Below are 21,881 nucleotides of genomic sequence, written 5' to 3' on the forward strand. Positions count from 1 at the left end.
CGCGCTCCCGGCGGCCAATTAACCCATAACTTGACAGCGCGCGGCGATGCTAGCTTCGCCACCTTGACGAGAGCACCCCAATAGGCAAGGCGGTTCTCCGGGTCACGCACAGCGTGACCGTCGTCAAAGCGGGGGGAGCACTCATGGCAGATCGCATGGGCCGCGCAAGCCAGAGGAGCAGGAGCAGACCACGCGGCGGCGGACTGGTCGCCACGGTCTTCAGACAGCACACCGCGCTGCTGGTCACGGGCGTGGCACTGGGCCTGGCAGGGGTGGCCGCCTCGCTCACCCAGCCGGTGGCCATCGGCCGGCTGATCGAGGCGGCGGGCCGCGGCGAATCGCTGGGCGTCCCCATCACCTGGCTCGTCTCGCTTTTCTGCGCCGGCGCGCTTCTCACCTCTCTCCAGGCCTACGTCATCGGCCGGGCCGGGGAGAACATCGTCTTCGACGTCCGCCGGCTCCTGACCGAACGTCTGCTGCGCGCCGATCTCACCGCATTCGGGAAACGGCCGCAGGGAGATATCTTCACCCGCACGGTCACCGATACCTCACTGGTGAAGATCGCCCTTTCGCAGAGCCTGACCCAGCTGATCACCAGTGGCGTCACGGTGCTGGGCGGCGTGGTGCTGATGTTCTGCATCGACGTCGGGCTGATGGTCATCACCCTGGGCTGTCTCGGCGCCGCCAGCGTCGTCTCCCTCCTCCTCGCCCGGAAGCTGCGCAAGGTGGCGCTGGAGAACCGCGACGACATCGGCGCGTTCGGCACCGCCGTCCAGCGCGTGCTCTCCGCCCTGCCCACCGTCAAGGCGTCCCGCGCCGAGTCCCGTGAGACCGACCGCATCGGCGCGCTGGCCGGGAACGCCCGACGCTCCGGCATCCGGGGCGCCGCCTACGGCGCCCTGCTGACGCCGGCCATGAACGTCGGCACCCAGGGCGCGCTGGCCGTCGTCGTCGGGGTCGGCATGGCCTGGGTGGCCCGCGGCGAGATGACCATGGCCGCCCTGACCACGTTCATCATGTATCTGTTCCAGCTGGTGTCCCCGCTGGTGATGTTCTTCATGGCGGTCGGCCAGTTCGTCCAGGGCCGGGCCGCCATCCAGAAGGTCGACGAGCTGGCCGACATGCCCCAGGAGGGCGGCCGGACGGCGGACGCCGGGCGCGCCGCGCCGATGGTGCTGTCGGCCCACGGCCGGTCGGCGGTGGAGTTCCGCGATGTCCGCTTCGGCTACGAGCGCGGGGACCAGGGCGAGCGGTCCCCCGTCCTGCACGGCGTCTCGTTCCATGTCCCGGCGCGCGGGCTGACCGCCGTCGTCGGGCCGTCCGGCGCGGGCAAGACCACCCTGTTCCAGCTGATCGAGCGCTTCTATCCGGCCAGTGGCGGCGCCATCCTGGTCGGCGGCCGGAACATCGAGGCCCTGCCCCTCGACTCCCTGCGCGGGCTGGTCGGTTACGTCCAGCAGGACAGCGCGGCGATGCGCGGCACCGTCCGGGAGAACCTGACCTACGCCAGCCCCGACGCCGGCGAGGACGACATCCGGCAGGCGGTGGAGATGGCCGGGCTCGGCAAGGTGGTGGCCAATCTCCCGCAGGGCCTGGACACCGAACTCGGCGACCAGGGCAGCGGATTGTCCGGCGGCCAGCGCCAACGCCTGTGCATCGCCCGCACATTGCTGCAGAAGCCGGCGGTCATGCTGCTGGACGAGGCCACCTCCCACCTCGACTCCGACTCCGAGCGGGACTTCCGCGACGTCCTGCAGCGGGTCTCCCGGCACTGCGCGGTCATCGCCATCGCCCACCGGATCTCCACGGTGATCGACGCCGAGCAGATCGTGGTGCTGGAGGACGGCCGGGTCCGGGCCACCGGCCGGCACCAGGACCTGATGACCCGCGATCCGCTCTACCGGCGGCTGGCCGGCTCCCAGCTGCACGCCGACTCCGGCGGCCGCGTCCCTGCCCCTGCCCAGGCCCCGGCCCGCTACCCGGACCACACGGCCCCCCGCGACACGGAGACCACGCTCTCCCTCTCCCTGGCCTTCGGCGGGCTGCCGCCGGCCACCCTCAACGAGCAGACCATCCGGCTCCGTCCGATCAGGAGCGACGAGCAGTGGTGAACCGCACCGACGTGGCGATCGTGGGCACCGGGCCCAACGGACTCGCGGCCGGGGTGGTCCTGGCCCGCGCCGGCCTGCGGGTGGCGCTGTACGAACGGGCCGACACCATCGGCGGCGGGCTGCGCACCGCTCCCCTCTTCGACAGCGGCGTGCTGCACGACCTGTGCTCCGCCGTCCACCCCATGGCCGCCGCCTCCCCGTTCTTCCGGGCGTTCGGCCTGGCGGAGCGCGGCGTCGAGCTGCTGCAGCCCGAGATCGCCTACGCCCATCCGCTCGACGGCGGCCGCGCGGCCCTGGCGTACCGGTCGCTGGCCGAGACCTGCGCGCACCTGGGTGCCGACGGCCCGCGCTGGCGGCGGCTGATGGCGCCCCTGCTGGAGCACAGCGACGGCATCGTCAGCCTGATCATGAACGGGCAGCGCCGGCTGCCGCGGGACCCCGCGGCGGCCCTGCTGCTGGCGGCCCGGGTGGCGGTGCACGGCACCGCGCTCGGCGCGCGGTACTTCCGCGGTGAGGAGGCGGCCGCCCTGCTCACCGGGGTCGCCGCCCACGCAGTCGGCAGGCTGCCGAGCCCGTCGGGCGGCGCGGTGGCCGTGCTGCTGGGCCACCTCGCGCACGGTTCGGGCTGGCCGCTGCCCCGCGGCGGCAGCGCCCGCATCGCCGAGGTGCTGGCCGCGGACATCACCGCGCACGGCGGCGTCTTCCACACCGGGCACGAGGTGACGGATCTCGCCCAACTCGACGGTGCGCGGGCCGTGTTGCTCGACACCAGCCCCAAGAACCTCCTGGCGCTGGCCGGCGACCGGCTGCCCCGCTCCTACGCACGCGCCCTGGCGCGCTTCCGGTACGGGCCGGGCGCCGCCAAGGTCGACTTCCTGGTCTCCGAGCCGATCCCCTGGGCCGATCCCGCGGTCGGCCGGGCCGGCTCGGTGCATCTGGGCGGCACCCGCGCCGAGATCGTCCGGCAGGAGACGGCGACCGCCCGTCGCATCCGGACCCGGGAGCCGTTCGTCCTCGTCGTGGACCCGGCGGCGACCGATCCGGGACGCGCGCTGCCCGGGAAGCGCCCGGTGTGGGCGTACGCGCATGTGCCGAACGGCGATCCCACCGACCCGTTCGAGCTGGTGCGGGCCCGCATCGAGCGCTACGCCCCGGGTTTCGGGGACACCGTCCTCGCGCACCGCTCCGTGCCCGCCGCGTCGTACGAGACCTACAACCCCAATTACGTGGGCGGGGACATCGGCACCGGCGCGATGACGCTGTACCAGAGCATCGCCCGGCCCGTCCCGCGCCTCGATCCCTACCGCACGCCGCTGCCCGGCGTCTTCCTGTGCTCCTCGGCCACCCCGCCGGGGCCCGGCGTGCACGGCATGTCCGGCTATTTCGCGGCGCTCTCGGCGCTCCGGCATTGTTTCGGTATACGCACCGCAGCCGATGTGTCACTCTCGCCGACACCGCGTCAATTCAGCCCTGCCCACTAGTGCAGGAACACTCATCTGTTTCGGCGTCAACCAATCTCAACCGGCCCTGGAGGCATGGGGATTGAGCCAGAAACTCGATTGCGGGCCCGCAGACGTGGCTGATATCGTTCGTTGTAAAGTTACTCCCCCCACACTTCGTTGAGACGTCATCGCGGGATCGACCACAGCTGCTGGTCTGACCAACCATGCAGCCGGCCGCGGTTCTCCCGTACGGCCACCCGTTGGTGACGTATCGCGCCTTGCCTCGCTCTTCGTCTTCTTGACGTTCCCCGGGCATCGACAGTGGGGGCAGAAGAGAGGGGAAAAACGGGTGGAAAATGGAGTCCAGGACATAGGCTACGGGCGCCAGTTCGCCGGCTGGTACGACCGACTGCTTCCGGACGACGCGATTACCGCCGCCGCAGTCGAGGGGCTGGCGGCCCTCCATCCCGATCCCGAGGGGGGAACCCTCGAGTTCGGCGTCGGAACGGGACGGATTGCCCTCCCGCTCTCCGAAAAGATCGGCCACGTAACGGGCGTGGACTCCTCGCCGGAGATGCTGGACGCGCTCCGCGTCAAGCTGGCGGACGGCGCCGGCGACGTCACCCCGATACACAGCGACATCCGCACCTACACCTCGGAATCCCGTTACTCCCTGGTGTATTGCGTCTGCGCGACGCTTTCGGTGCTCACCACTCCCGAGGACCAGCAGCAGGCCGTCCGACGCGCGGCCGACCTCCTCGCCCCCGGCGGCCGGCTCGTCATCGAGACGCACAACAAACCGCCGGTCGTGGCCCTGCACGAAGGCCTCAGCCGCACCACCTACTTCATGCCCCACCCGGAGCCCGGCAGCGGCGTGCAGACCCACTCCACCCTGCTCGACGGCGGTCTGTGGCACTGCTCCCACATCCTCTACCAGGCCGACGGCACCACCCGGGTCGGTTCCGAACTCACCCGGCTGACCACGCCGGAGGACATCGACGGCTACGCCCGCGCGGCCGGCCTCACGCCCGAATCCCACCTGGCGCATTGGGACGGCAGCCCCTACAGCGAACGCGCCCCGATGTTCATCTGCTGTTACGTCAAGCCCTGAGGGCAGCACCGAGAAAACGGATGACGAAAGAGGGTCGCACGTGGGACGTCCTCCGATATTGCCGGCCGACAAGAAATTCGCTCTCGTACTGAGAGTGGTGACCGGTGAACTGACCGCAGCAGAAGCAGCTCGCGAGGCCGGGGTCTCCGAGCAGTCCGTCTCGAACTGGCGCCGGCAGTTTATTGAGGGGGCCCGTAATGGCCTCGCCGGCGAGAGTGGCAAGACTTCTGAAAATGCCTCCCGGACGGCCGAACTCACCCAGGAGATCGCCAACCTGAAGGCCACGATAGGCGAGCTGTACATGGAACTCCGCAAGCACAGCCGGGGCGCGGGCATCCGTGTTCCGCTGCCCCGCGGAAGGACTCACCCGGCACAAAGAGTCAATTAACTCGTTATTTTATCCGGGAATCGCGTGTTAGGTTTTTCAGCAACAGCCACTTCGAATCACGGGGGAGGGGAATGTGGCGTCTCTTGAGCGCCAATTCGCTGTCGGCATGGCCGGTCTCGCCGGTGTGAGCCTGCTGACCGGCGCAGTAACGCGATTCACCGGTAGGCGCGAACGGGCGCGCCGCTACCTGCTGCACGAGAGGCCGGACGGCAGCCTCGTCGAGGTCGCCGTCCATATTCCTCCGCAGGCGCGGCGCGTCGTTCTGCTCGACAACGGCCTGGGCGCACCCCACGAATACTGGGACTGGGTGTGTGGCGCACTTCCCGACGACATGGGATATGTGCGGTTCAACCGTCCCGGCTACGGGCTCAGCACGCCGGTCACGCAATACGGTCTGCACCGGCACTTCGAGCTGCTGCAGGAATTGCGCGACACCTACATCGCCGACCTCCCGGTCGTCCTGGCCGGCCACTCCCTGGGCGGGTACTTCGTCGCGGCCTACGCGTCGCGGCATCCGAACGCGGTGCAGGGCGTGACCCACGTGGTCATGATCGACGCCACCGAAGTGATCAGCCTGCGCCACTCCCGCCGTACCAACGTCGACCGGTGGGCCCGCCAGTCCCTGGTGATGGAGCAGGTCTACGCCTGGGCCGGCCTCTCGGCCTTCCGCCCGGCGAAGAACGTGAACAAGCAGTACCGCCCGCAGATCAACCGGAGCTACACGGCGTTCATGACGCACCCGGGTGCCTGGGCCACCGCCCGCCAGGAGTACCTGGACGCCATGACGTTCCCCGAACTGACCGATCTGGACTGCCCGTTGACCGTCGTCACGGCGGAGAACAACGTCGGGGACAACGCCACCCACCATGCGGTCCAGGCCAGGCTCGCCGCCATCTCGAAGCGGTCCCGGCATCACTTCATCGACGGCTCGGACCACGAGTCCGTGCTCGCCGTGCCGGCCCACGCCGAACAGGTGGCGGAGGTGATCGCCGGCGAACCGCCCTCCGGGACCGGCCCGGAGCGGGAGAAGTCCGTCACAGACCGCCCGGCCGGCAGGCGTGCCGCGGAACGGGAACAGGAGCTGGCGTGATCGTGAACGTGAACACCGAACGCGTGAAAACCGTCGCCGTCACCGCGTCGCTCGCCGCCTGGCTGGTGGCGACGGCGGCGGGACAACTGCCCGAGAACCGCTTCGACAACCTCCTGCGGCGCGGGAGGTGGCAGATACCGGTTCCGAACTGGCGCTTCTTCGGGCCCAACCCCGGCGTCAAGGACAACCACCTGCTCTACCGGGACATCGTCGACGGCGTGCCCGGGGAATGGGAGGAAGTGCCCATCACCCACGACCGCCCGTGGTACGCCCTGGCCTGGAACGCCCGGAACCGCTCCCCGAAGGCCCTCTTCGACGCGAGCCAGGACACCATCGGCCGCTCGGTGGCCTTCGGACCGGAGCTGCACCTCGTCACGCTGGGGTCCGGCTACCGCCTGCTCTCCCGCTACATCCAGCGCCATCTGCCCCATGCCGAGGGCGCCTCGCACAGCCAGTTCATGCTGATGCAGTCGTTCCTCAAGGCCCCCGGGGACCGGGAGATCGAGCCGGTCTTCGTCTCCCTGCAATTCCCTCTGGACGACCACGCCGCCCCCGGCGACGCCACCCCTGAAGCGGCCGCGTTTCCCGTAGCGGCTTAGCGAGCCGATCAACCCCCTCGGCCGGAAGCTGCGAGCTCACTCGGAAGCCCCTGCACCGCGTGAGTTCGCGTCCTCCCGCCGAACGGCTGGAGAACTCGCTCTGAGAATTCTGAGAGAAAGAGGACAGTAATGTCTGTTGTGGCTGAATTCGCCAACACCAACCTGGTGGACGTGCAGCCGGGCCGTATCGGCTCCGACGCGGCGCCGACCATGATGACCCCGCTGGCCACCGTCGCGACCCCCGAGGCCGTCTCCGCCGGCATCGCGGTCACCTGCGCCACCGCCATCGCGCTCAACCAGGTCACGCACAACGTCCAGCACGGCTGAGCCGACCGGCAGACGGTGCTGACCGGCACCGTTAGCCCCGGTTGATCAAAGACGCGGCGGCACGGTACGCCCGATACGCATACCGTGCCGCCGCTTCCCATTCCACCGTACTCGCATCACATCATCAGGAGCACCCATCCATGTTCCTCGACGCTCCGCCCGAGGTCACGGCACGCCGAGTGGCTTCGCTGGGTACGCTGGTCTCCGCACTGGAAATGCTGAGCCAGACGCGTAAGTTCGAAGACGGTGAATTGCTGAGCGGCCAACTGGCGAACATGCGCCCCAAGTTCGCCAAGCGATTTCCCCGACTGACCCGCGCCCTCAGCTCCAAGAAGGCGGCGGTCGCTCTCTACGGAGTGCAGGCGGGTGCTTCTGCCGCCACGCTGATCTGGGGCCACAAGCGCGGGGTCCGCACGGCGGGCAGCGCCGTCCTCGCCGTGACGGGCGCGGCCGGACGACTGCACACCCCCTTCGGTGGCGACGGTGCCGACCAGCTCCAGCAGGTGATCAACGTCGTCCTCGCCTCGACCGGCACCTTCAAGGACGGCGAGAAGGCCCGCGACGTGGCCATGCGCGCCATGGCGCTGGAGACGACCATCTCCTACGTCGCGTCCGGCGTGGTCAAGCTCGTGTCCCCGGTGTGGCTCAGCGGCGAGGCGTTCAGCGGAGTCATCCGTACGCACAACTACGGCGACCCGCGCATCTTCCAGCTCGTGCACAAGTACCCGATGCTGGGCAAGCTCATCACCTGGGGAACGGTCGCCGCGGAGGTCGGCTTCCCCCTGGTCTTCGTGCTGCCGAAGCCCGCCGCCAAGGCCTGGCTCGGCTCGATGACCCTCTTCCACCTGGGCATCGGACAGTTCATGGGACTCAACCGCTTCGTGCTGGCCTTCGGCGCCACGCACCCGGCGCTGCTCTACGTCTTGGCGCAGGGTGACAAGCCCGCGCTCGCCGACGGCGCGCAGCGCGCACTGCCGGCCGCGAGCGCGGCCTGACCGGGGAGACACCCCCAGGGGGTGTCTCCCCCCGAGGGGTCTCTTCCCTCGGCGGGCCCGGCCATGACCCATCGGACAGGCCCTAGAACCCGCGGGTCCGCTTCGCCGCGCGGCGGCCGGCGCCCGCCTCCAGCAACCCGGGCGCCCGCAGGAACAGCCGGGCGACCTCGGAACCGAGGTTGACCCCCACCGCGATGGCCAGCGCCAGCGAGGCCGCCTGCACCAGCGACGTCAGCCCCTGCGGCAGATGCCCCTGGGCGAAGTTGAGCAGCCCGAAGTACGTGGCACTACCGGGCAGCAGCGGGCCGATCGCGGCGGTCACGTACGGCAGCGCGGACGCGTACCGGTACCGCGACAGCAACTGCCCGAACAGACCCACCAGACCGGCCGCGATCGCGGTGGCCGGCACCGGGTTGATCCCCGCCACGTCGGCGAGCGCGCCGTACACCACCCACGCCACCCCGCCGTTCAGCGTCGCGAACGCCACGGTGTGACGTTCCTGCTGGAGCAGGACGCAGAACGCCAGCGCCAGCAGCATCGCCGCGAAGGTCTGCACCAGCGGCGCGGGGGTGTACGAGCCCAGCGCCTGCTCCGGATTGAGCCGCTTCAGGCCCGGATTCATCTGCAACCCGATGTACAGCACGCTCAGCACGCCGACCACGATGCCGACGATCAGATAGCCGACCTCCAGCAGCCGGGCCGCGGCGGTGATGTAGTAGCCGGTCAGCCCGTCGTGCACCCCGGCGACCAACGCCCGCCCCGGGATCAGCGCGAACAGCCCACCGGTGATCACCGCGGACGCCTGCACGTTGGAGTGCGCCAGCCCGAAGGCCAGACCCACCGCGGCCGGCGGCATCGCGGCCACCACGAACTGGTAGAACTCCGGCAGCCCCCGCCCGGACGCCAGCCACGCCAGCCGGTCACCGAGCATCGAACCCACCGCCGCCGCGAGGAACACCAGCGACCCGCCGCCGACCAGCATCGACGCCGCACCGGACAGCAGCCCGGAGGCCACCGTCAGCGCCCAGCTCGGGTACGGGTGCCGGTTACGGCGGATCTCGGCCAGCCCGCGGTACGCCTCCTCCAGGGTGATCCCCTCGGAGGTGATCTCGTCGACCAGCCGGAACACCGCGGACAGCCGGTTGTAGTCCACCCCGCGCCGCCGCACCGTCCGGCTGGCCGTCACCGGGTCGTCGACCAGCGACGGCTGGTACGAGATCGACAGCAGGGTGAAGGTGACGGTCGGCTCGACCCGCTCCAGCCCGTAGGCGTGCGCCACACCGAACATCGCCGCCTCGACGTCCTCGGCGCCCTCACCGCCGGCGAGCAGGATCTCGCCGATGCGCAGGGTCAGGTCGAGGACGCGGGGAATGGCCGGGCCGGTCTCCTCGTCCCCGCGCTCCCGGCGCTCGGGGACCGGCCGCTCCCCGACCGGCATCCGCAGCATCGTGCGCATCCGGTCCTGCCACGGCGCCTCCTTGGTGAGGCGGACCGTGGGGATGCCGTGCGGCGGGGTGAAGGCCAGGCCCATGGCGGTCGCGCCCACCGGGGTGGGCACCGGGGTCTGGCCCGTGGTGGTGCCGGCCGGCGGTGTGAACGCGGAGCCCTCCTGCTCGGCGGGCGGCTCCGGGCGCAGGCCCGCGGGCAGCGCGAACTCGGAGGTGGGGTGCTCGTCCTCGGGCAGCGGCGGGTACGGCACGCCGAGCGGCGGCGTGAAGGCGCTGTGTGCCTCGTCGGAGGCCGGCTTGCGGTCCTCGATGGGGCCCATGCCGCTGCCCGTGCCACTGCCCGTGCCGCTGCCGCCGGGCTTGCTGCCGCTGGCCTTCGTGCCGTTGTTGTCGCTGTCGGTGTTGCGCTGGCCGCGTTGTGGGTCCGACGCCACGGTGTTCGCTCCTCCTGTGCCGTATCGCTGCGCTGTGCCGCATCGCTGCACGGTGCCGCCTACCCACGATGCTTGCATGCCCGTCGCTGCGCTTTGCGGCGCCTCCCACGTAGCTGGCTGTCCCGCCGTGGGGGTTCTCGCCGTTGCGCCTGCGGCGGGCCGGGTTTGTGGTGGGTGCGGTGACGGGCCTCCGGGGGCTTGTTCGTGGACTGCTTCGCTTTACGCTCCGCTGCGCTCCGCCTTCGCTCGTTCATGGAGCCCTGGGAAGCGAAGCCCACGAACAAGCCCCCTCCGGCCCGTCCCCTCCCGTTGTGGGGAGAGGGGAAGGCCGGTGGGGGCTGGCGTAAGCGGTGTGGTGCGGGGTCGGGTCAGCGCTTGGCGTGGCGGCCGCGGCGGGCCGGTTCGGCGGGCGACGCACCGTGCGGGCGGGGGCCGACCGGGGCGGCCGGTGCTTCCTTCTTCGCCTTGCCGCGGGCGCGCAGGAACTCGATCACGATCGGCACGACCGAGATCAGCACGATCGCGATCAGGATCATCTCGACGTTCTTGTGGACGAACTCGATGTTGCCCAGCATCGCGCCCATCACCGTCACGCCCGCACCCCACAGCGCGCCGCCGATGAGGTTGAAGGTGAGGAAGGGGCGGTAGTTCATCCGGCTCACGCCCGCGATGATCGGCGTGAACGTCCGGACGATCGGCACGAAGCGGGCCAGGATCAGCGACTTCGGGCCGTACTTCTCGAAGAATTCATGGCCCTTCGCCACGTTCTCCTGCTTGAAGAGCTTGGAATCGGGCCGCTTGAAGAGCGACGGCCCCACCTTGCGGCCGAAGAGGAATCCGGCCTGGTCGCCGAGGACCGCCGCGAGCACGATCAGCACGCACACCGCCCACAGCGGCTGGGTGATCTTGTTCGTGGTGACCAGCAGGCCGGTGGTGAACAGCAGCGCGTCGCCCGGCAGGAAGAAGCCGATCAGCAGGCCGGACTCCGCGAAGACGATGACCAGGACGCCGATCAGGCCGAACGTCGCGATCAGATAGTCCGGGTCCAGCCACTGGGGGCCGAGCGCGAGAGTATTCACGGGGTGAAGGCTCCTGGGTCGAGGGCGCCGGATCGTGCGGTGCGACGAGCGGGGTACGAGCGGTGGACGGGCCCGGGCGCCGGGTGTCGGCCCAAAGCTATCAACGCCCCGCGGCCCCCCTCGGTTCCAGGCGCCCGCCCCGGCCTCCGCCGCGGGCTCCACCCGACCGCTCCCCCACCGCTGGCCGTGCCCCCGGACCCGGGTGATCCTGGCCACTGAGGAGGTGCGCACCCATGGGCATCGAGGATTACGGCGGCGGACAGCACGCACAGTCCGACGTCCTGGTGGTGACGACGAACGACGTCCCCGGGTTTCACGTGGAACGGGTCGTCGGCGAGGTCTTCGGCCTCACCGTGCGCTCCCGGCACCTCGGCAGCCAGATCGGCGCCGGCCTGAAGTCGCTGGTCGGCGGCGAACTGCGGGGGCTGACCAAGACCCTCGTGGAGACCCGCAACCAGGCGATGGAGCGGCTGATCGAACAGGCCCGCTCGCGCGGCGCGAACGCGGTGCTGATGTTCCGCTTCGACGTCACGGAGGCGGCGGACGTGGGCACCGAGGTGTGCGCCTACGGGACGGCCGTGGTCATCGCCCCCCTGGGCTGACCGAGCCACGAAAACCCCGCGCCGTCCGTACGGGCCGGGGCGCCCGGCGGACAACTGCGCTGCCCCGGCCCGTACGGTCACAGGTGGCGGACCGCGTTGGCCAGCATCGCGTCCCGCATGTACACGGCGAGCCCGGGCCGGATCGCCTCGTAGGTGGCGGTGAACCGCTCATCGGCGACGTACATCTCGCCGAGCCCGGTGTGCGCCTCGTAGGAGCACGCGTAGTAGCTGCGGCCGATGAACTGCCGGTGCTCCTCCGCGACGTCCATCGCCGCCCCGGAATCCGCCGGCACGCCCTCGGCGAGCAGATCGGCCATCCTGCGGTGGAGGGCGTCGAATTCCGCCGTCAGCCGCTTCCAGTCCTCCTTCGTGTACGCCGCCGTCCTGCGCCGCGACTCCTCGTAGGCGTCCGTCCCGCCCCAGCGCTCCTCGGCCTCCGCGGCATACGCATCGGGGTCGACATTCCCGAAGACCTCGAACTTCTCCTCCGGTGTGAGCCGTACGTCCATCCTGCGTGCCTCCATGGCGTGTTCGACGGCCGCGGCCATGTCCTGGAGCTTGCCGATCCGCGCGGTCAGCAGGTCGTGCTGGCGCCGCAGGTGCTCCTGCGGATCGGCGCCCGGATCGTCCAGGAGGGCCGCGACCTCGTCGAGCGGGAAACCGAGCTCGCGGTAGAACAGGATCTGCTGCAGCCGGTCCAGGTCGTCGTCGCCGTAACGGCGGTGACCTGCGCGATTGCGTTCCCCGGGGTGCAGCAGCCCGATCTCGTCGTAATGGTGCAAGGTACGCACCGTCACCCCGGCGAAGGCCGCGACCTGCCCTACCGAATAACTCACTCCCGCTCCCTTCTCCGTACGCACGCAACGATGTGTCCTCACGCCGCGTGAGGTGCAAGTCCGGATCCTGAAAAGCGGTGGGGCGACGGAATCGGGGGTGAGATCCTTCCGCCCATGCTGGGGATAACGGATCTGTCGACCTATTTGGCCGGGCTCGCGCTGATCATTCTGCTGCCGGGGCCCAATTCGCTGTACGTCGTCTCGGTGGCGGCCCGGCGCGGCCCCCGGGTGGCGTACCGGGCGGCCGCCGGAGTGCTGTGCGGCGACACGGTGCTGATGACGCTGTCCGCGGGCGGCGTGGCCTCCCTGCTGCAGGCCAGCCCGGTCCTCTTCGGCATCGTCAAGTTCGCCGGCGCGGGCTACCTCACCTGGCTCGCGGTCGGGATGCTGCGCGGCGCCTGGGCACTGTGGCGCGGCCGCGAGGAGCGGAAGGCGACGCGCGACGCGGAGACGGTGGAGCCGGCCGAGGCTGCTGCGACACCTGCCGTGTCCCGCAAGGAGGCCGCCGAACGCCCCTACCGCCGCGCCCTGATCGTCAGCCTCCTGAACCCCAAGGCGATCCTCTTCTTCATCTCCTTCTTCGTGCAGTTCGTGGACCCGTCCTACGCCCACCCGGTGCTGTCGTTCCTGACCCTGGGCGCCTGGGCCCAGTTGTTCAGCTTCACGTACCTGTCGATCCTGATCTTCAGCGGTACGTACCTGGCGGCCACCTTCCGCCGCCGCCGGCGCCTGACCGCGGGCCTGTCCGCGGGCGCCGGCGCGGCCTTCCTCGGCTTCGCCGCGAAGCTCTCCCTGGCCAGCGCAAGCTGAAGCCCTTCGCCTTTTGCGGCTGACGCGCTGCCGCCGCCTTGTGACATCCGTGAGCCTGCGGGCCGTCCCGGTGCTGCAGTTCCCGAGCGCGACCAACGGCAGCGCGTAACTCCCCGCGAGCCCCGGCAGATCGACACCGAGCGACGGCAACGCCTGGACCCCCGGGCGCCCGACGGTAATGGCCCCACCCTCCTCATGCCCGTATTGTCGGGCATGAGGAGGTATGCCGCATGCACCTGCCCCCGCACGACGTGCACGTCGCCGTCATCTACTACTCGTCCACCGGCACCATCGCCACGCTCGCCCAGTGGATCGCCGACGCCGCCGAGCACGCGGGCGCGGACGTACGGCTGCGGCGGACCGCCGAACTCGCGCCGCAGACCGCGATCGACGCCAACCCGGCGTGGGCGGCCAACGCCGAGGCCACCGCGGACATCCTGGAAGCCACCCCCGAGGACATGCTCTGGGCGGACGCGGTGATCTTCGGGACGCCGACCCGGTTCGGGAACGTCAGCGCCCAGCTCAAGGAGTACCTCGACACCCTCGGCGGCCTCTGGCACCAGGGCAGACTGGCCGACAAGGTCTACAGCGGGTTCACCGCGAGCGCCACCCGCCACGGCGGCCAGGAGTCCACCCTGCTGGCGCTCTACCAGACCGTCCACCACTTCGGCGGCATCCTCGTCACCCCGGGCTACACCGACCCGGCCAAGTACCGGGACGGCAACCCGTACGGCACCTCCCACATCGGCGGACCGGACACCCCGCTCGACGACGACGCGCACACCGCCGCCCGCATCCAGGCGCAGCGCGTCGTGAAGTTCACCAAAGCCATCAAGCACGGCCTGGCGCCGGCAACGTGACGCGAAGGGGCGACAGTTGACTCTGCACAAAGGCGCATCGAAGGCCGACGAGAAGCGCACCGCACACCCGGTCAACCCCTTCTACGGCGAGGCCGACCCGATCTCCGGCATGGAGGAGTCACCGCCCCACACCACCCTCCCCGACGGGCCGGTCGCCCCGCACACCGCCTACCAGTTCGTCCACGACGAGCTGATGCTGGACGGCAACGCCCGGCTCAACCTCGCCACCTTCGTCACCACCTGGATGGAACCGCAGGCCGGTGTCCTGATGACGGAGTGCCGGGACAAGAACATGATCGACAAGGACGAGTACCCACGCACCGCCGAACTGGAACGGCGCTGCGTGGCGATGCTCGCCGACCTGTGGCACGCACCCGACCCGTCGGCCGCCGTCGGCTGCTCCACCACCGGGTCGAGCGAGGCCGGCATGCTCGCCGGCATGGCGCTCAAGCGTCGCTGGATGCGGCGGAACACCGACCGCTACCCGGCCAGCGCCCGGCCCAACCTCGTCATGGGCGCCAATGTGCAGGTCTGCTGGGACAAGTTCTGCAACTTCTGGGAGGTCGAAGCGCGCCTGGTCCCCATGGAGGGCGAGCGCTTCCACATGGACGCCGCCTCCGCCGCCGCACTCTGCGACGAGAACACCATCGGCGTCGTCGCCGTCCTCGGCTCCACCTTCGACGGGTCGTACGAGCCGGTGGCCGAGATCTGCGCCGCGCTCGACGAGGTGCAGGAACGGACCGGCCTCGACATCCCGGTCCACGTGGACGGCGCGTCCGGCGCGATGATCGCCCCGTTCCTCGACCCGGAACTGGTCTGGGACTTCCGCCTGCCGCGGGTCGCCTCCATCAACACCTCGGGCCACAAATACGGCCTGGTCTACCCGGGCGTCGGCTGGGCGCTCTGGCGCGACATGGACGCGCTCCCGGAGGAGCTGGTCTTCCGCGTGAACTACCTGGGCGGCGACATGCCGACCTTCGCCCTCAACTTCTCCCGGCCCGGCGCCCAGGTCGCCGCCCAGTACTACACCTTCCTCCGCCTCGGCCGGGCCGGGTTCCGCGCCGTCCAGCAGGCGACCCGCGACGTGGCCCGCTCCACGGCCGAACGCATCGAGGCCCTCGGCGACTTCACCCTCCTCACCCGCGGCGACCAACTGCCCGTCTTCGCCTTCACCACGGCCGACCACGTCACCTCGTACGACGTCTTCGACGTCTCCCGCCGCATGAAGGAACGCGGCTGGCTGCTCCCCGCCTACACCTTCCCCCCGAACCGCGAGGACCTCTCCGTCCTACGGATCGTCTGCCGCAACGGCTTCTCCCACGACCTGGCCGACCTCTTCCTCACCGACCTGACGCAACTCCTCCCGGAACTCCGCCGACAAACCGCCCCCCTGGACCGCCCGCAACGCCTGGCCACGGCGTTCCACCACTAGCCGTCTCCGCAAAAACGGGTATGCCGAGGAGCGTGCACACCGTGGACCAGGAGAACGTGAGCGCCACCCTGACCGTCGCCGTGCCCGCCGCGAAGGTGTTCGCGGTGCTCGCGGACCCCACGGCCCATTCGGCGATCGATGGCACCGGCTGGGTCCAGGAAGCGGTCGACCGGGCGCCGCTGACCGAGGTGGGGCAGATCTTCCGGATGGCCATGTACCACCCCCACCACCCGCACGGTGACTACCAGGTGGCCAACAAGGTGCAGGTGCTCGACCCGCCGCGCGCCATCGGCTGGCTGACGGGGGAGGAGAAGGACGACGGTCGCCTGGAGTTCGGTGGCTGGACTTGGCGTTACGACCTCGCACCGCTCGGCCCTTCCGAGACCGAGATCACGCTCACCTACGACTGGTCGGCGGTGCCGCAGTCCATCCGGGAGTACCTCCAGTTCCCACCGTTCGCCCCCGAACACCTCACCAACTCACTGCACCACCTGGCCGAGCTCGTCTCCGGCGGGTGATGCGGCGGGGGTGAGTGAGGGTGAGTGACGTGGCAGGCGACGGCGCGGCGTCCTACTGACGGTCTTGGCGACCACCTTGGTGACAGTCCTCATGACGGTCCTGATGACGGTCCTGATGACGGTCCTGATGACGGTCCTGATGACGTGTTGATGACAGTCCTGATGACGGTCTTGATGACTGTCTCAGTGCACATCCCCGGGATGACGCTCCCCCGTCGCGTACGGGTTCTCCTCCCCCTCGGCGAGCACCCCGACGAACGGCTCCCCCTCGCCCGCGAAAACGTACGCCCCGCCCTCGATCCGCTCGATCAGCCCGCGGGTCCACACCGCGCCGCTGTCCGCCGAGTGCACCCACAGGTTCATGATCTCGCCGATGTGGCCGAGCTGCCCCGGCCCCTCCTCCGGCGTGTAGTACCCGGTGACCGTGGACCGCCACTCCTCCAGCGCCCGCACCCGCTGCTTGAGCAGCGCCACCGCCTCGTCCCGCGGCAGATCCACCACGAAGCCGATGCCCGCGCTCAGTACGTCGAACTTCTGGTCCGCCCGGGAGAGCGCCGCCCGCAGCAGCGAGAAATACTCCGCCTCGCCCGCCGGGGTCACCTCGTACTCGGTACGCGGCGGGCCGCCGGCAGTACTGGGCGCGATGTCGTGCGCGCGCAGCAGCCCTTGCTTGGCCATCTGCTTGAGCGCGTGGTAGATCGAACCGGGTTTGGCGTTCGACCACTCGTGGGCGCCCCAGTACTCCAGGTCGTTGCGCACCTGATAGCCGTGCGCCCGCCCGTGCTGCCGCACGGCGCCCAGTACCAGCAGCCGGATCGCCGACATCGCACCCCTCGCGTCCCGTCACCTCTGCGTCCGCCGCCCGACGACACATCGCCTCGGCACCTGGTCGGGCCGCCACCGGACGACGCCCCGACCCCTCAAGGCCCAGCCTAGAACGCCCAAGGAACGCTACCGCTCCACCCCTTCCCCAGCCTCCCCCCAGCCGTCCCCTGCCCTTCCCTTTCCCCTACCCCTCCGTGGCCTGCCGTTCCTCATCCACCAGCCCGAAGGCGGTCTTACCGTCCAGCGACTCTCGGATGATGTCCGCATGACCGGCGTGCCGGGCGGTCTCCTCGATCAGGTGCAGCAGCAGCCAGCGCATCGACTGCCGGGCGTCCTTCGGGAACCACGGCGCCTCGGGCAGCGGGAACGTGTCGTTCAGACTCGGCACGGACCGCACGAACTCCTCGGTCCGCCGGGCGACGTCGTCCCAGAACTTCAGCACCCCGGCCACCGTCTCGCCGTCCTCCAGCTGGAACGACAGGTGCCAGGTCTCCTGCGTCCGCTCGATCGAGTGCGGCCGCTCCTGCGCCGTCTCCACCCAGCCCTGCTCGGTCTCCGCGACATGCTTGACCAGCCCGGCCAGCGACAGCTCACTCGCACTCGGCCGCTGCTTCGCCTGCTCGTCGGTCAGCCCCAGAACGGCCCGCCGCAACCCGCCCCGCTGCGCCTCCAAAAAGGCCAGCAGCGCCCCGATCTCGTCCCCATGAGCCTCAGCCGCAACATGAGTAGGCATGCCATCCACCTTCCGCCCCGCACCAAGGACACCCGACCCTCACCGAGCCGCCGCCCTCCAACACCCCCAAGCTAGCCCCCATCGCGGACAGCCTGTGTCCTCTTTCCCCCCAACAACCTCCAGCCCCAAAAGCCAGCGCCACCTCGGGGGCTCACCCCACCGACGCCCCCACCTCCCCCAACCACTCTCTGTTACGCTCACGGGAACAAAACTACCCTCCGTAATCGTTGCCGGAAAAGAAGGAGGCAGCCCCGGCCCAGGCACCCGCGCACCACCACCAGCCCCAGGCCCAGGCCCACCCCAGCCCACGGCCGTACCCACGGCCCCCACCGAGCCGCCTACAGACGAGCCGCCTGCAGACGAGCGCCGCCTACAAAACAGAAGCGCCGACCGGAAACCCCGACCGCCTCAGATCAGAACAAGATCAGAACGGGATCAGAACGGAAACGCCGACCGCCCGTGCTGGATGGAGATCCACTTCGTGGTGGTGAACGCCTCCACCATCGCGTCCCCGTTCAGCCGGCCGACCCCGGAGCTCTTCTCCCCGCCGAAGGGGACGATCGGCTCGTCGTGGACCGTGGCGTCGTTGACGTGGAACATCCCGGTGTCGATGCGCTTGGCGAACCGCACCCCGCGCTCGATGTCGCCGGTGTGCACCGCGCCGCTGAGCCCGAAGGGCGTGGCGTTGGTGATCCGTACGGCTTCCTCCTCGCCGTCGAACGGGACGAGTAGCGCAACCGGGCCGAAGATCTCCTGGGTGAGGAGCGGGGAGTCGTCGGGGAGGCCGCTCAGGACGCTCGGGGCGACGAGCGTGCCGTGGGTCTCGCCGTGCAGGAGCGCCGAGGCGCCCTCGGCGACCGCGCGGTCCACGAGGGAGGCCACCGCCTCGGCCTGGCCCTCGTTGATCAGCGGGCCGATGTGGGTCTGCGGGTCGGTGGGGTCGCCGACCTTGAGGGACGCCACCTTGGCGACGAACTTCTCGGTGAATTCCCGCTCGACGGCGCGGTCGATCAGGATGCGGTTGGCGGCCATGCAGACCTGGCCCTGGTGCACGAAGCGGCTGAAGACAGCGGCGTCCACGGCGTAGTCGACGTCGGCGTCGTCGAGGACGACCAGCGCGCTGTTGCCGCCGAGTTCCAGCACCGAGTGCTTGAAGTGGGCGGCGGCGACCGTGGCGACGTGGCGGCCGACCTTCTCCGAGCCGGTGAAGGAGATCGTCTTGGGCACGGGGTGGTCGATGAGCGCGTCACCGATCTCGGCGATGTCGGTGACGACGACGTTGAGCACGCCCGCCGGCAGCCCGGCCTCCTCGAAGAGCTTGGCGACCAGCCCGCCGCCGCAGATCGGGGTGTTCTGGTGCGGTTTGAGGACCACCGCGTTGCCCAGCGCGATGGCCGGCGCGACGGACTTGAGCGAGAGGAGGAACGGGAAGTTGAAGGGGCTGATCACCCCGACGACGCCGACCGGCAGCCGGTAGAGGCGGTTCTCCTTGCCGTCGATGGGCGACGGCAGGATGCGGCCCTCGGCGCGCAGCGCCAACTGGATCGCCTCGCGCAGGAATTCGCGGGCCAGGTGCAGTTCGAAGCCCACCTTGGTGAGCGTGCCGCCGACCTCGGCGGCGATCGCCTCGGACAGTTCCGCCTCGCGGTCGTCGATGATCCGCAGGGCCCGTTCGAAGACCAGCCGCCGGGTGTACGGATTGACCGCGCCCCATTCCCGTTGCGCACGCTCGGCGGCTCGGTAGGCCTGGTCGATTTCCTCGACCGTGGCGCAGGGTATGGAGGCCAGTTTCTCGCCGTTGTAGGGATTGAAATCGACGATGTCCCACGAGCCGCTTCCGGAGCGCCACTCACCGTCGATGAACTGATAGGCCAACTCGTCGAAGTAGGACATGCCATCCCGATCTGGAGAACAGGGCGCGCAGGGCGCCTAGTTGGGGGGTGCTGACTCCTGATGGGGCGCATCCTACCGACGCGTCACATGGGATGGGATAGACGTCACATAAGTTGGAGTAGACCACGCAAAAGGTCTCTGGTCTCCGCCGGACTGGGTCCCTCTTCCTGGAGGCGGTCCATCACCCGCGCGTATTGGGCCACTTCTTCGGGCTTGTCCACATACAGAGCGCTGGTGAGCTGCTCCAGGAAGACGACGTCCGGGAGTCCCGATTCCTGGAATCCGAGCATGGTGAAGGCGCCGAATTCCCCCGCGTGCCCGCCCAGGCTGAACGGCATGACCTGGAGGCGCACATTGGGACGCTCGGAAACGTCGATCAGATGCCGCACCTGCTCGCGCATCACCTCGCGTTCGCCGTACGGGCGGCGCAGCGCCGCCTCGTCGAGGACGCAGTGGAATTGCGCGGGCCGCTCGGCGACGAGCAGTTTCTGGCGTTCCATGCGCAGCGCGACCCGGCGCTCTATGTCGGCGGGCGCGGCGTCCGGCATACCGCGCCGGATGACGGCCTGTGCGTAGCTCTCGGTCTGCAACAGCCCGTGGACGAACTGGACTTCGTAGACCCGGATGAGCGACGTGGCTCCTTCCAGGCCGACGTACGTCTGGAACCAGCTGGGCAGCACATCGGTGTAACTGTGCCACCAGCCCGCGACGTTGGCCTCGCGCGCGAGGGAGAGCAGCGCCTCGCGCTCCTGCGGATCGCTGACTCCGTACAGCACGAGCAGGTCCTCGACGTCGCGTGCCTTGAAGCTGACCCGGCCCAACTCCATGCGGCTGATCTTGGATTCGGACGCACGGATCGAGTAGCCGGCCGCCTCGCGGGTTATCCCACGGGATTCACGCAGTCGGCGAAGCTGCGACCCGAGCAGGATCCGCCGCACCACCGACCCGCTCGACTCACTTGCGGACACCTCTCTGACCCTCCTGTGACCCACCCCGTCCAATGGTGGGCCGCAGTCTGCCACGTTCAGGCTTCGTTGAGTGCTCATCCGGTTACTGATATGAGCCGGTCTCGCAAGCCGCCCACAAGAACCGGTGGCAATAATTGCCGCCAAACCGGCCCGATCTCATGCAATCGCGGCGCGTGCACGTGCATCTGCCCTTGCATCTGTCTCGCACATTGGGAACCATAGGCGGCGCACGCATGCACGCTCGTGAAAGATCCGCCAGATCCGGCTGAACCGGCCAGGGTCATGACGTCCGCGAACGCCAGGAGTGCCTCGCATGGGGACCAAGGTTTTGACCATGCTCGAGCCGTTATGGCAGGGCTTTCCTCCCGTCGACCCGCTGGCCGTCTCCGGATCCGCGTCGTGCACCCTCCCCCCGCGGTACGAATCGGTGCGCTCCGCGCGGAAGTTCACCCGTGACACGCTTCAGGGCTGGGAACTGGACGAGCTCTTCGACTCGGTCGCGCTGGTGGTGTCCGAACTCGTCACCAACGCCCTGAGACATGCGGTCCTGGCCGCCCCCGAGCACGCCGACGCCCCGCCTCCCGCCCGGCTCCACCTGATGCGCTGGTCGCAGCGGCTGATCTGTGCGGTGCGGGACCCCAGCGATGACTCACCGGTGGCCGGCGAGGCCGATTCCGCGGCGGACTCGGCGTCCGAATCGGGGCGGGGGCTCTACCTGGTGGACTCGTTCAGCGACAGCTGGGGCTGGCACCCGCTGTCCGGCGTCACCCACGGCAAGATCGTGTGGGCGCAGTTCCGGCTGCCGTAGCCGGCCTTGCCCGCCACCCGTCGCACCCGAGGAGCGCCCGCCACGCCGGTGGGCGCTCCTTGCATATGCATGTGCCGCATCTGCACGTGCCGCATCAGCAGATGCCGACGGCGCGTGGTGCCGCTCGCCGCCGCTGTGGCCGCTCAGTCGCGTGAACGCTCAGTCCGGTACGAGGTGGTCGAACTCCCCGTCCTTGACGCCGAGCAGCATGGCGCGTACCTCGGCCGGGGTGTAGACGAGCGCCGGGCCGTCGGGGAAGCGGGAGTTGCGGACCGCGATCTCACCGCCGGGCAGTTTGGCGAACTCCACGCAGGAGCCCTGGGAGTTGCTGTGCCGGCTCTTCTGCCAGGTCACGTCGCGGAGATCCGTTGCGGCCATGCCGTTGTATGCGTGGGGCACAGGGCTCTCCCGGTGAGAAATGGTGTCAACTGCCCGGGATCATAGCTGCGTTCACATGCGGATGCATGCGCAGATGCACGTGCACGACAGCCGGTGCCGCTCCCGTCACAGCTCGTCGAGCACCTGCCCCATGCGCTCCCCCACCATCGATCACCAGCCGCCGCCCATGCTGC

The 21,881-nt window shown here is 69.7% G+C and carries 22 protein-coding genes; 14 read left to right on the plus strand and 8 right to left on the minus strand.

Annotated elements, in window-relative coordinates:
• The first annotated feature begins 143 nt into the window (after positions 1-143).
• The 8 genes from ACZ7MX_RS28305 (at position 144) to ACZ7MX_RS28340 (ending at position 8,063) form a co-directional block, all read left to right on the plus strand.
• A complete protein-coding gene (locus tag ACZ7MX_RS28305; RefSeq protein WP_472136049.1) occupies positions 144-2,111 on the plus strand; it encodes an ABC transporter ATP-binding protein in 1,968 nt (655 codons plus the stop codon).
• Positions 2,108-3,592, plus strand: coding sequence for a phytoene desaturase family protein (locus ACZ7MX_RS28310; protein WP_472136291.1), 1,485 nt, complete (start codon positions 2,108-2,110; stop codon positions 3,590-3,592). The genes ACZ7MX_RS28305 and ACZ7MX_RS28310 overlap by 4 nt, the downstream gene beginning before the upstream one ends.
• A gap of 310 nt (positions 3,593-3,902) precedes the next feature.
• Entirely contained in the window at positions 3,903-4,664 is a 762-nt protein-coding gene (locus tag ACZ7MX_RS28315) for a class I SAM-dependent methyltransferase (protein ID WP_472136050.1), read from the plus strand.
• Between the two features lie 40 nt (positions 4,665-4,704).
• Positions 4,705-5,052 (plus strand): transposase, encoded by a 348-nt coding sequence (locus ACZ7MX_RS28320; protein WP_078866336.1) that lies wholly within the window; start codon positions 4,705-4,707, stop codon positions 5,050-5,052.
• A gap of 106 nt (positions 5,053-5,158) precedes the next feature.
• Positions 5,159-6,142 (plus strand): alpha/beta fold hydrolase, encoded by a 984-nt coding sequence (locus ACZ7MX_RS28325; protein WP_472136051.1) that lies wholly within the window; start codon positions 5,159-5,161, stop codon positions 6,140-6,142.
• A complete protein-coding gene (locus tag ACZ7MX_RS28330) occupies positions 6,139-6,741 on the plus strand; it encodes a hypothetical protein (protein WP_472136052.1) in 603 nt (200 codons plus the stop codon). The genes ACZ7MX_RS28325 and ACZ7MX_RS28330 overlap by 4 nt, the downstream gene beginning before the upstream one ends.
• Before the next feature lie 129 nt (positions 6,742-6,870).
• Positions 6,871-7,068 (plus strand): linaridin family RiPP, encoded by a 198-nt coding sequence (locus ACZ7MX_RS28335; RefSeq protein ID WP_107052797.1) that lies wholly within the window; start codon positions 6,871-6,873, stop codon positions 7,066-7,068.
• A gap of 140 nt (positions 7,069-7,208) precedes the next feature.
• Positions 7,209-8,063, plus strand: a complete 855-nt coding sequence (locus ACZ7MX_RS28340; RefSeq protein ID WP_472136053.1) for a hypothetical protein — start codon at positions 7,209-7,211, stop codon at positions 8,061-8,063.
• 82 nt (positions 8,064-8,145) lie between these two features.
• Here the strand turns inward: ACZ7MX_RS28340 and ACZ7MX_RS28345 are convergent, their stop codons facing one another.
• A complete protein-coding gene (locus ACZ7MX_RS28345; protein WP_472136054.1) occupies positions 8,146-9,945 on the minus strand; it encodes a threonine/serine exporter family protein in 1,800 nt (599 codons plus the stop codon).
• Between the two features lie 368 nt (positions 9,946-10,313).
• Positions 10,314-11,024 carry a DedA family protein gene (locus ACZ7MX_RS28350; RefSeq protein ID WP_472136055.1) on the minus strand — a complete coding sequence of 237 codons (711 nt, stop codon included), beginning with the start codon at positions 11,022-11,024 and terminating at the stop codon, positions 10,314-10,316.
• A 233-nt stretch (positions 11,025-11,257) separates the two neighbouring features.
• Here ACZ7MX_RS28350 and ACZ7MX_RS28355 point away from each other — a divergent pair, with 233 nt between their 5' ends.
• Entirely contained in the window at positions 11,258-11,626 is a 369-nt protein-coding gene (locus tag ACZ7MX_RS28355) for a YbjQ family protein (protein WP_362137178.1), read from the plus strand.
• Positions 11,627-11,703: 77 nt separating this feature from the next.
• Here the strand turns inward: ACZ7MX_RS28355 and ACZ7MX_RS28360 are convergent, their stop codons facing one another.
• Entirely contained in the window at positions 11,704-12,462 is a 759-nt protein-coding gene (locus ACZ7MX_RS28360) for a MerR family transcriptional regulator (protein WP_472136056.1), read from the minus strand.
• Positions 12,463-12,576: 114 nt separating this feature from the next.
• Here ACZ7MX_RS28360 and leuE point away from each other — a divergent pair, with 114 nt between their 5' ends.
• From leuE to ACZ7MX_RS28380, 4 genes are all read left to right on the plus strand, one after another.
• Positions 12,577-13,272, plus strand: a complete 696-nt coding sequence (gene leuE / locus ACZ7MX_RS28365) for a leucine efflux protein LeuE (RefSeq protein WP_472136057.1) — start codon at positions 12,577-12,579, stop codon at positions 13,270-13,272.
• A gap of 230 nt (positions 13,273-13,502) precedes the next feature.
• Positions 13,503-14,132: an NAD(P)H:quinone oxidoreductase gene (gene wrbA / locus ACZ7MX_RS28370; RefSeq protein ID WP_472136058.1), complete on the plus strand. Its 630-nt coding sequence runs from the start codon at positions 13,503-13,505 to the stop codon at positions 14,130-14,132.
• Positions 14,133-14,148: 16 nt separating this feature from the next.
• Positions 14,149-15,564 (plus strand): glutamate decarboxylase, encoded by a 1,416-nt coding sequence (locus tag ACZ7MX_RS28375; protein ID WP_472136059.1) that lies wholly within the window; start codon positions 14,149-14,151, stop codon positions 15,562-15,564.
• Positions 15,565-15,605: 41 nt separating this feature from the next.
• Entirely contained in the window at positions 15,606-16,082 is a 477-nt protein-coding gene (locus ACZ7MX_RS28380; protein ID WP_472136060.1) for an SRPBCC domain-containing protein, read from the plus strand.
• Between the two features lie 183 nt (positions 16,083-16,265).
• On the opposite strand, the gene ACZ7MX_RS28385 is transcribed toward ACZ7MX_RS28380, so the two are convergent.
• From ACZ7MX_RS28385 to ACZ7MX_RS28400, 4 genes are all read right to left on the minus strand, one after another.
• On the minus strand, positions 16,266-16,907 hold the full coding sequence (locus ACZ7MX_RS28385; protein WP_472136061.1) for a PadR family transcriptional regulator: 642 nt from the start codon (positions 16,905-16,907) through the stop codon (positions 16,266-16,268).
• A gap of 184 nt (positions 16,908-17,091) precedes the next feature.
• Entirely contained in the window at positions 17,092-17,640 is a 549-nt protein-coding gene (locus ACZ7MX_RS28390; protein WP_472136062.1) for a DinB family protein, read from the minus strand.
• Positions 17,641-18,075: 435 nt separating this feature from the next.
• Positions 18,076-19,533, minus strand: coding sequence for an aldehyde dehydrogenase family protein (locus ACZ7MX_RS28395; protein WP_472136063.1), 1,458 nt, complete (start codon positions 19,531-19,533; stop codon positions 18,076-18,078).
• 104 nt (positions 19,534-19,637) lie between these two features.
• Positions 19,638-20,501: a helix-turn-helix domain-containing protein gene (locus tag ACZ7MX_RS28400; protein ID WP_030801576.1), complete on the minus strand. Its 864-nt coding sequence runs from the start codon at positions 20,499-20,501 to the stop codon at positions 19,638-19,640.
• A 313-nt stretch (positions 20,502-20,814) separates the two neighbouring features.
• Between ACZ7MX_RS28400 and ACZ7MX_RS28405 the strand changes: the two genes are divergently transcribed.
• A complete protein-coding gene (locus ACZ7MX_RS28405) occupies positions 20,815-21,309 on the plus strand; it encodes an ATP-binding protein (protein ID WP_030414952.1) in 495 nt (164 codons plus the stop codon).
• A 159-nt stretch (positions 21,310-21,468) separates the two neighbouring features.
• Here the strand turns inward: ACZ7MX_RS28405 and ACZ7MX_RS28410 are convergent, their stop codons facing one another.
• Positions 21,469-21,708, minus strand: a complete 240-nt coding sequence (locus ACZ7MX_RS28410; RefSeq protein WP_261956420.1) for a DUF397 domain-containing protein — start codon at positions 21,706-21,708, stop codon at positions 21,469-21,471.
• Positions 21,709-21,881: the final 173 nt, after the last annotated feature.

The organism is Streptomyces sp. NPDC107765 (assembly GCF_055657085.1).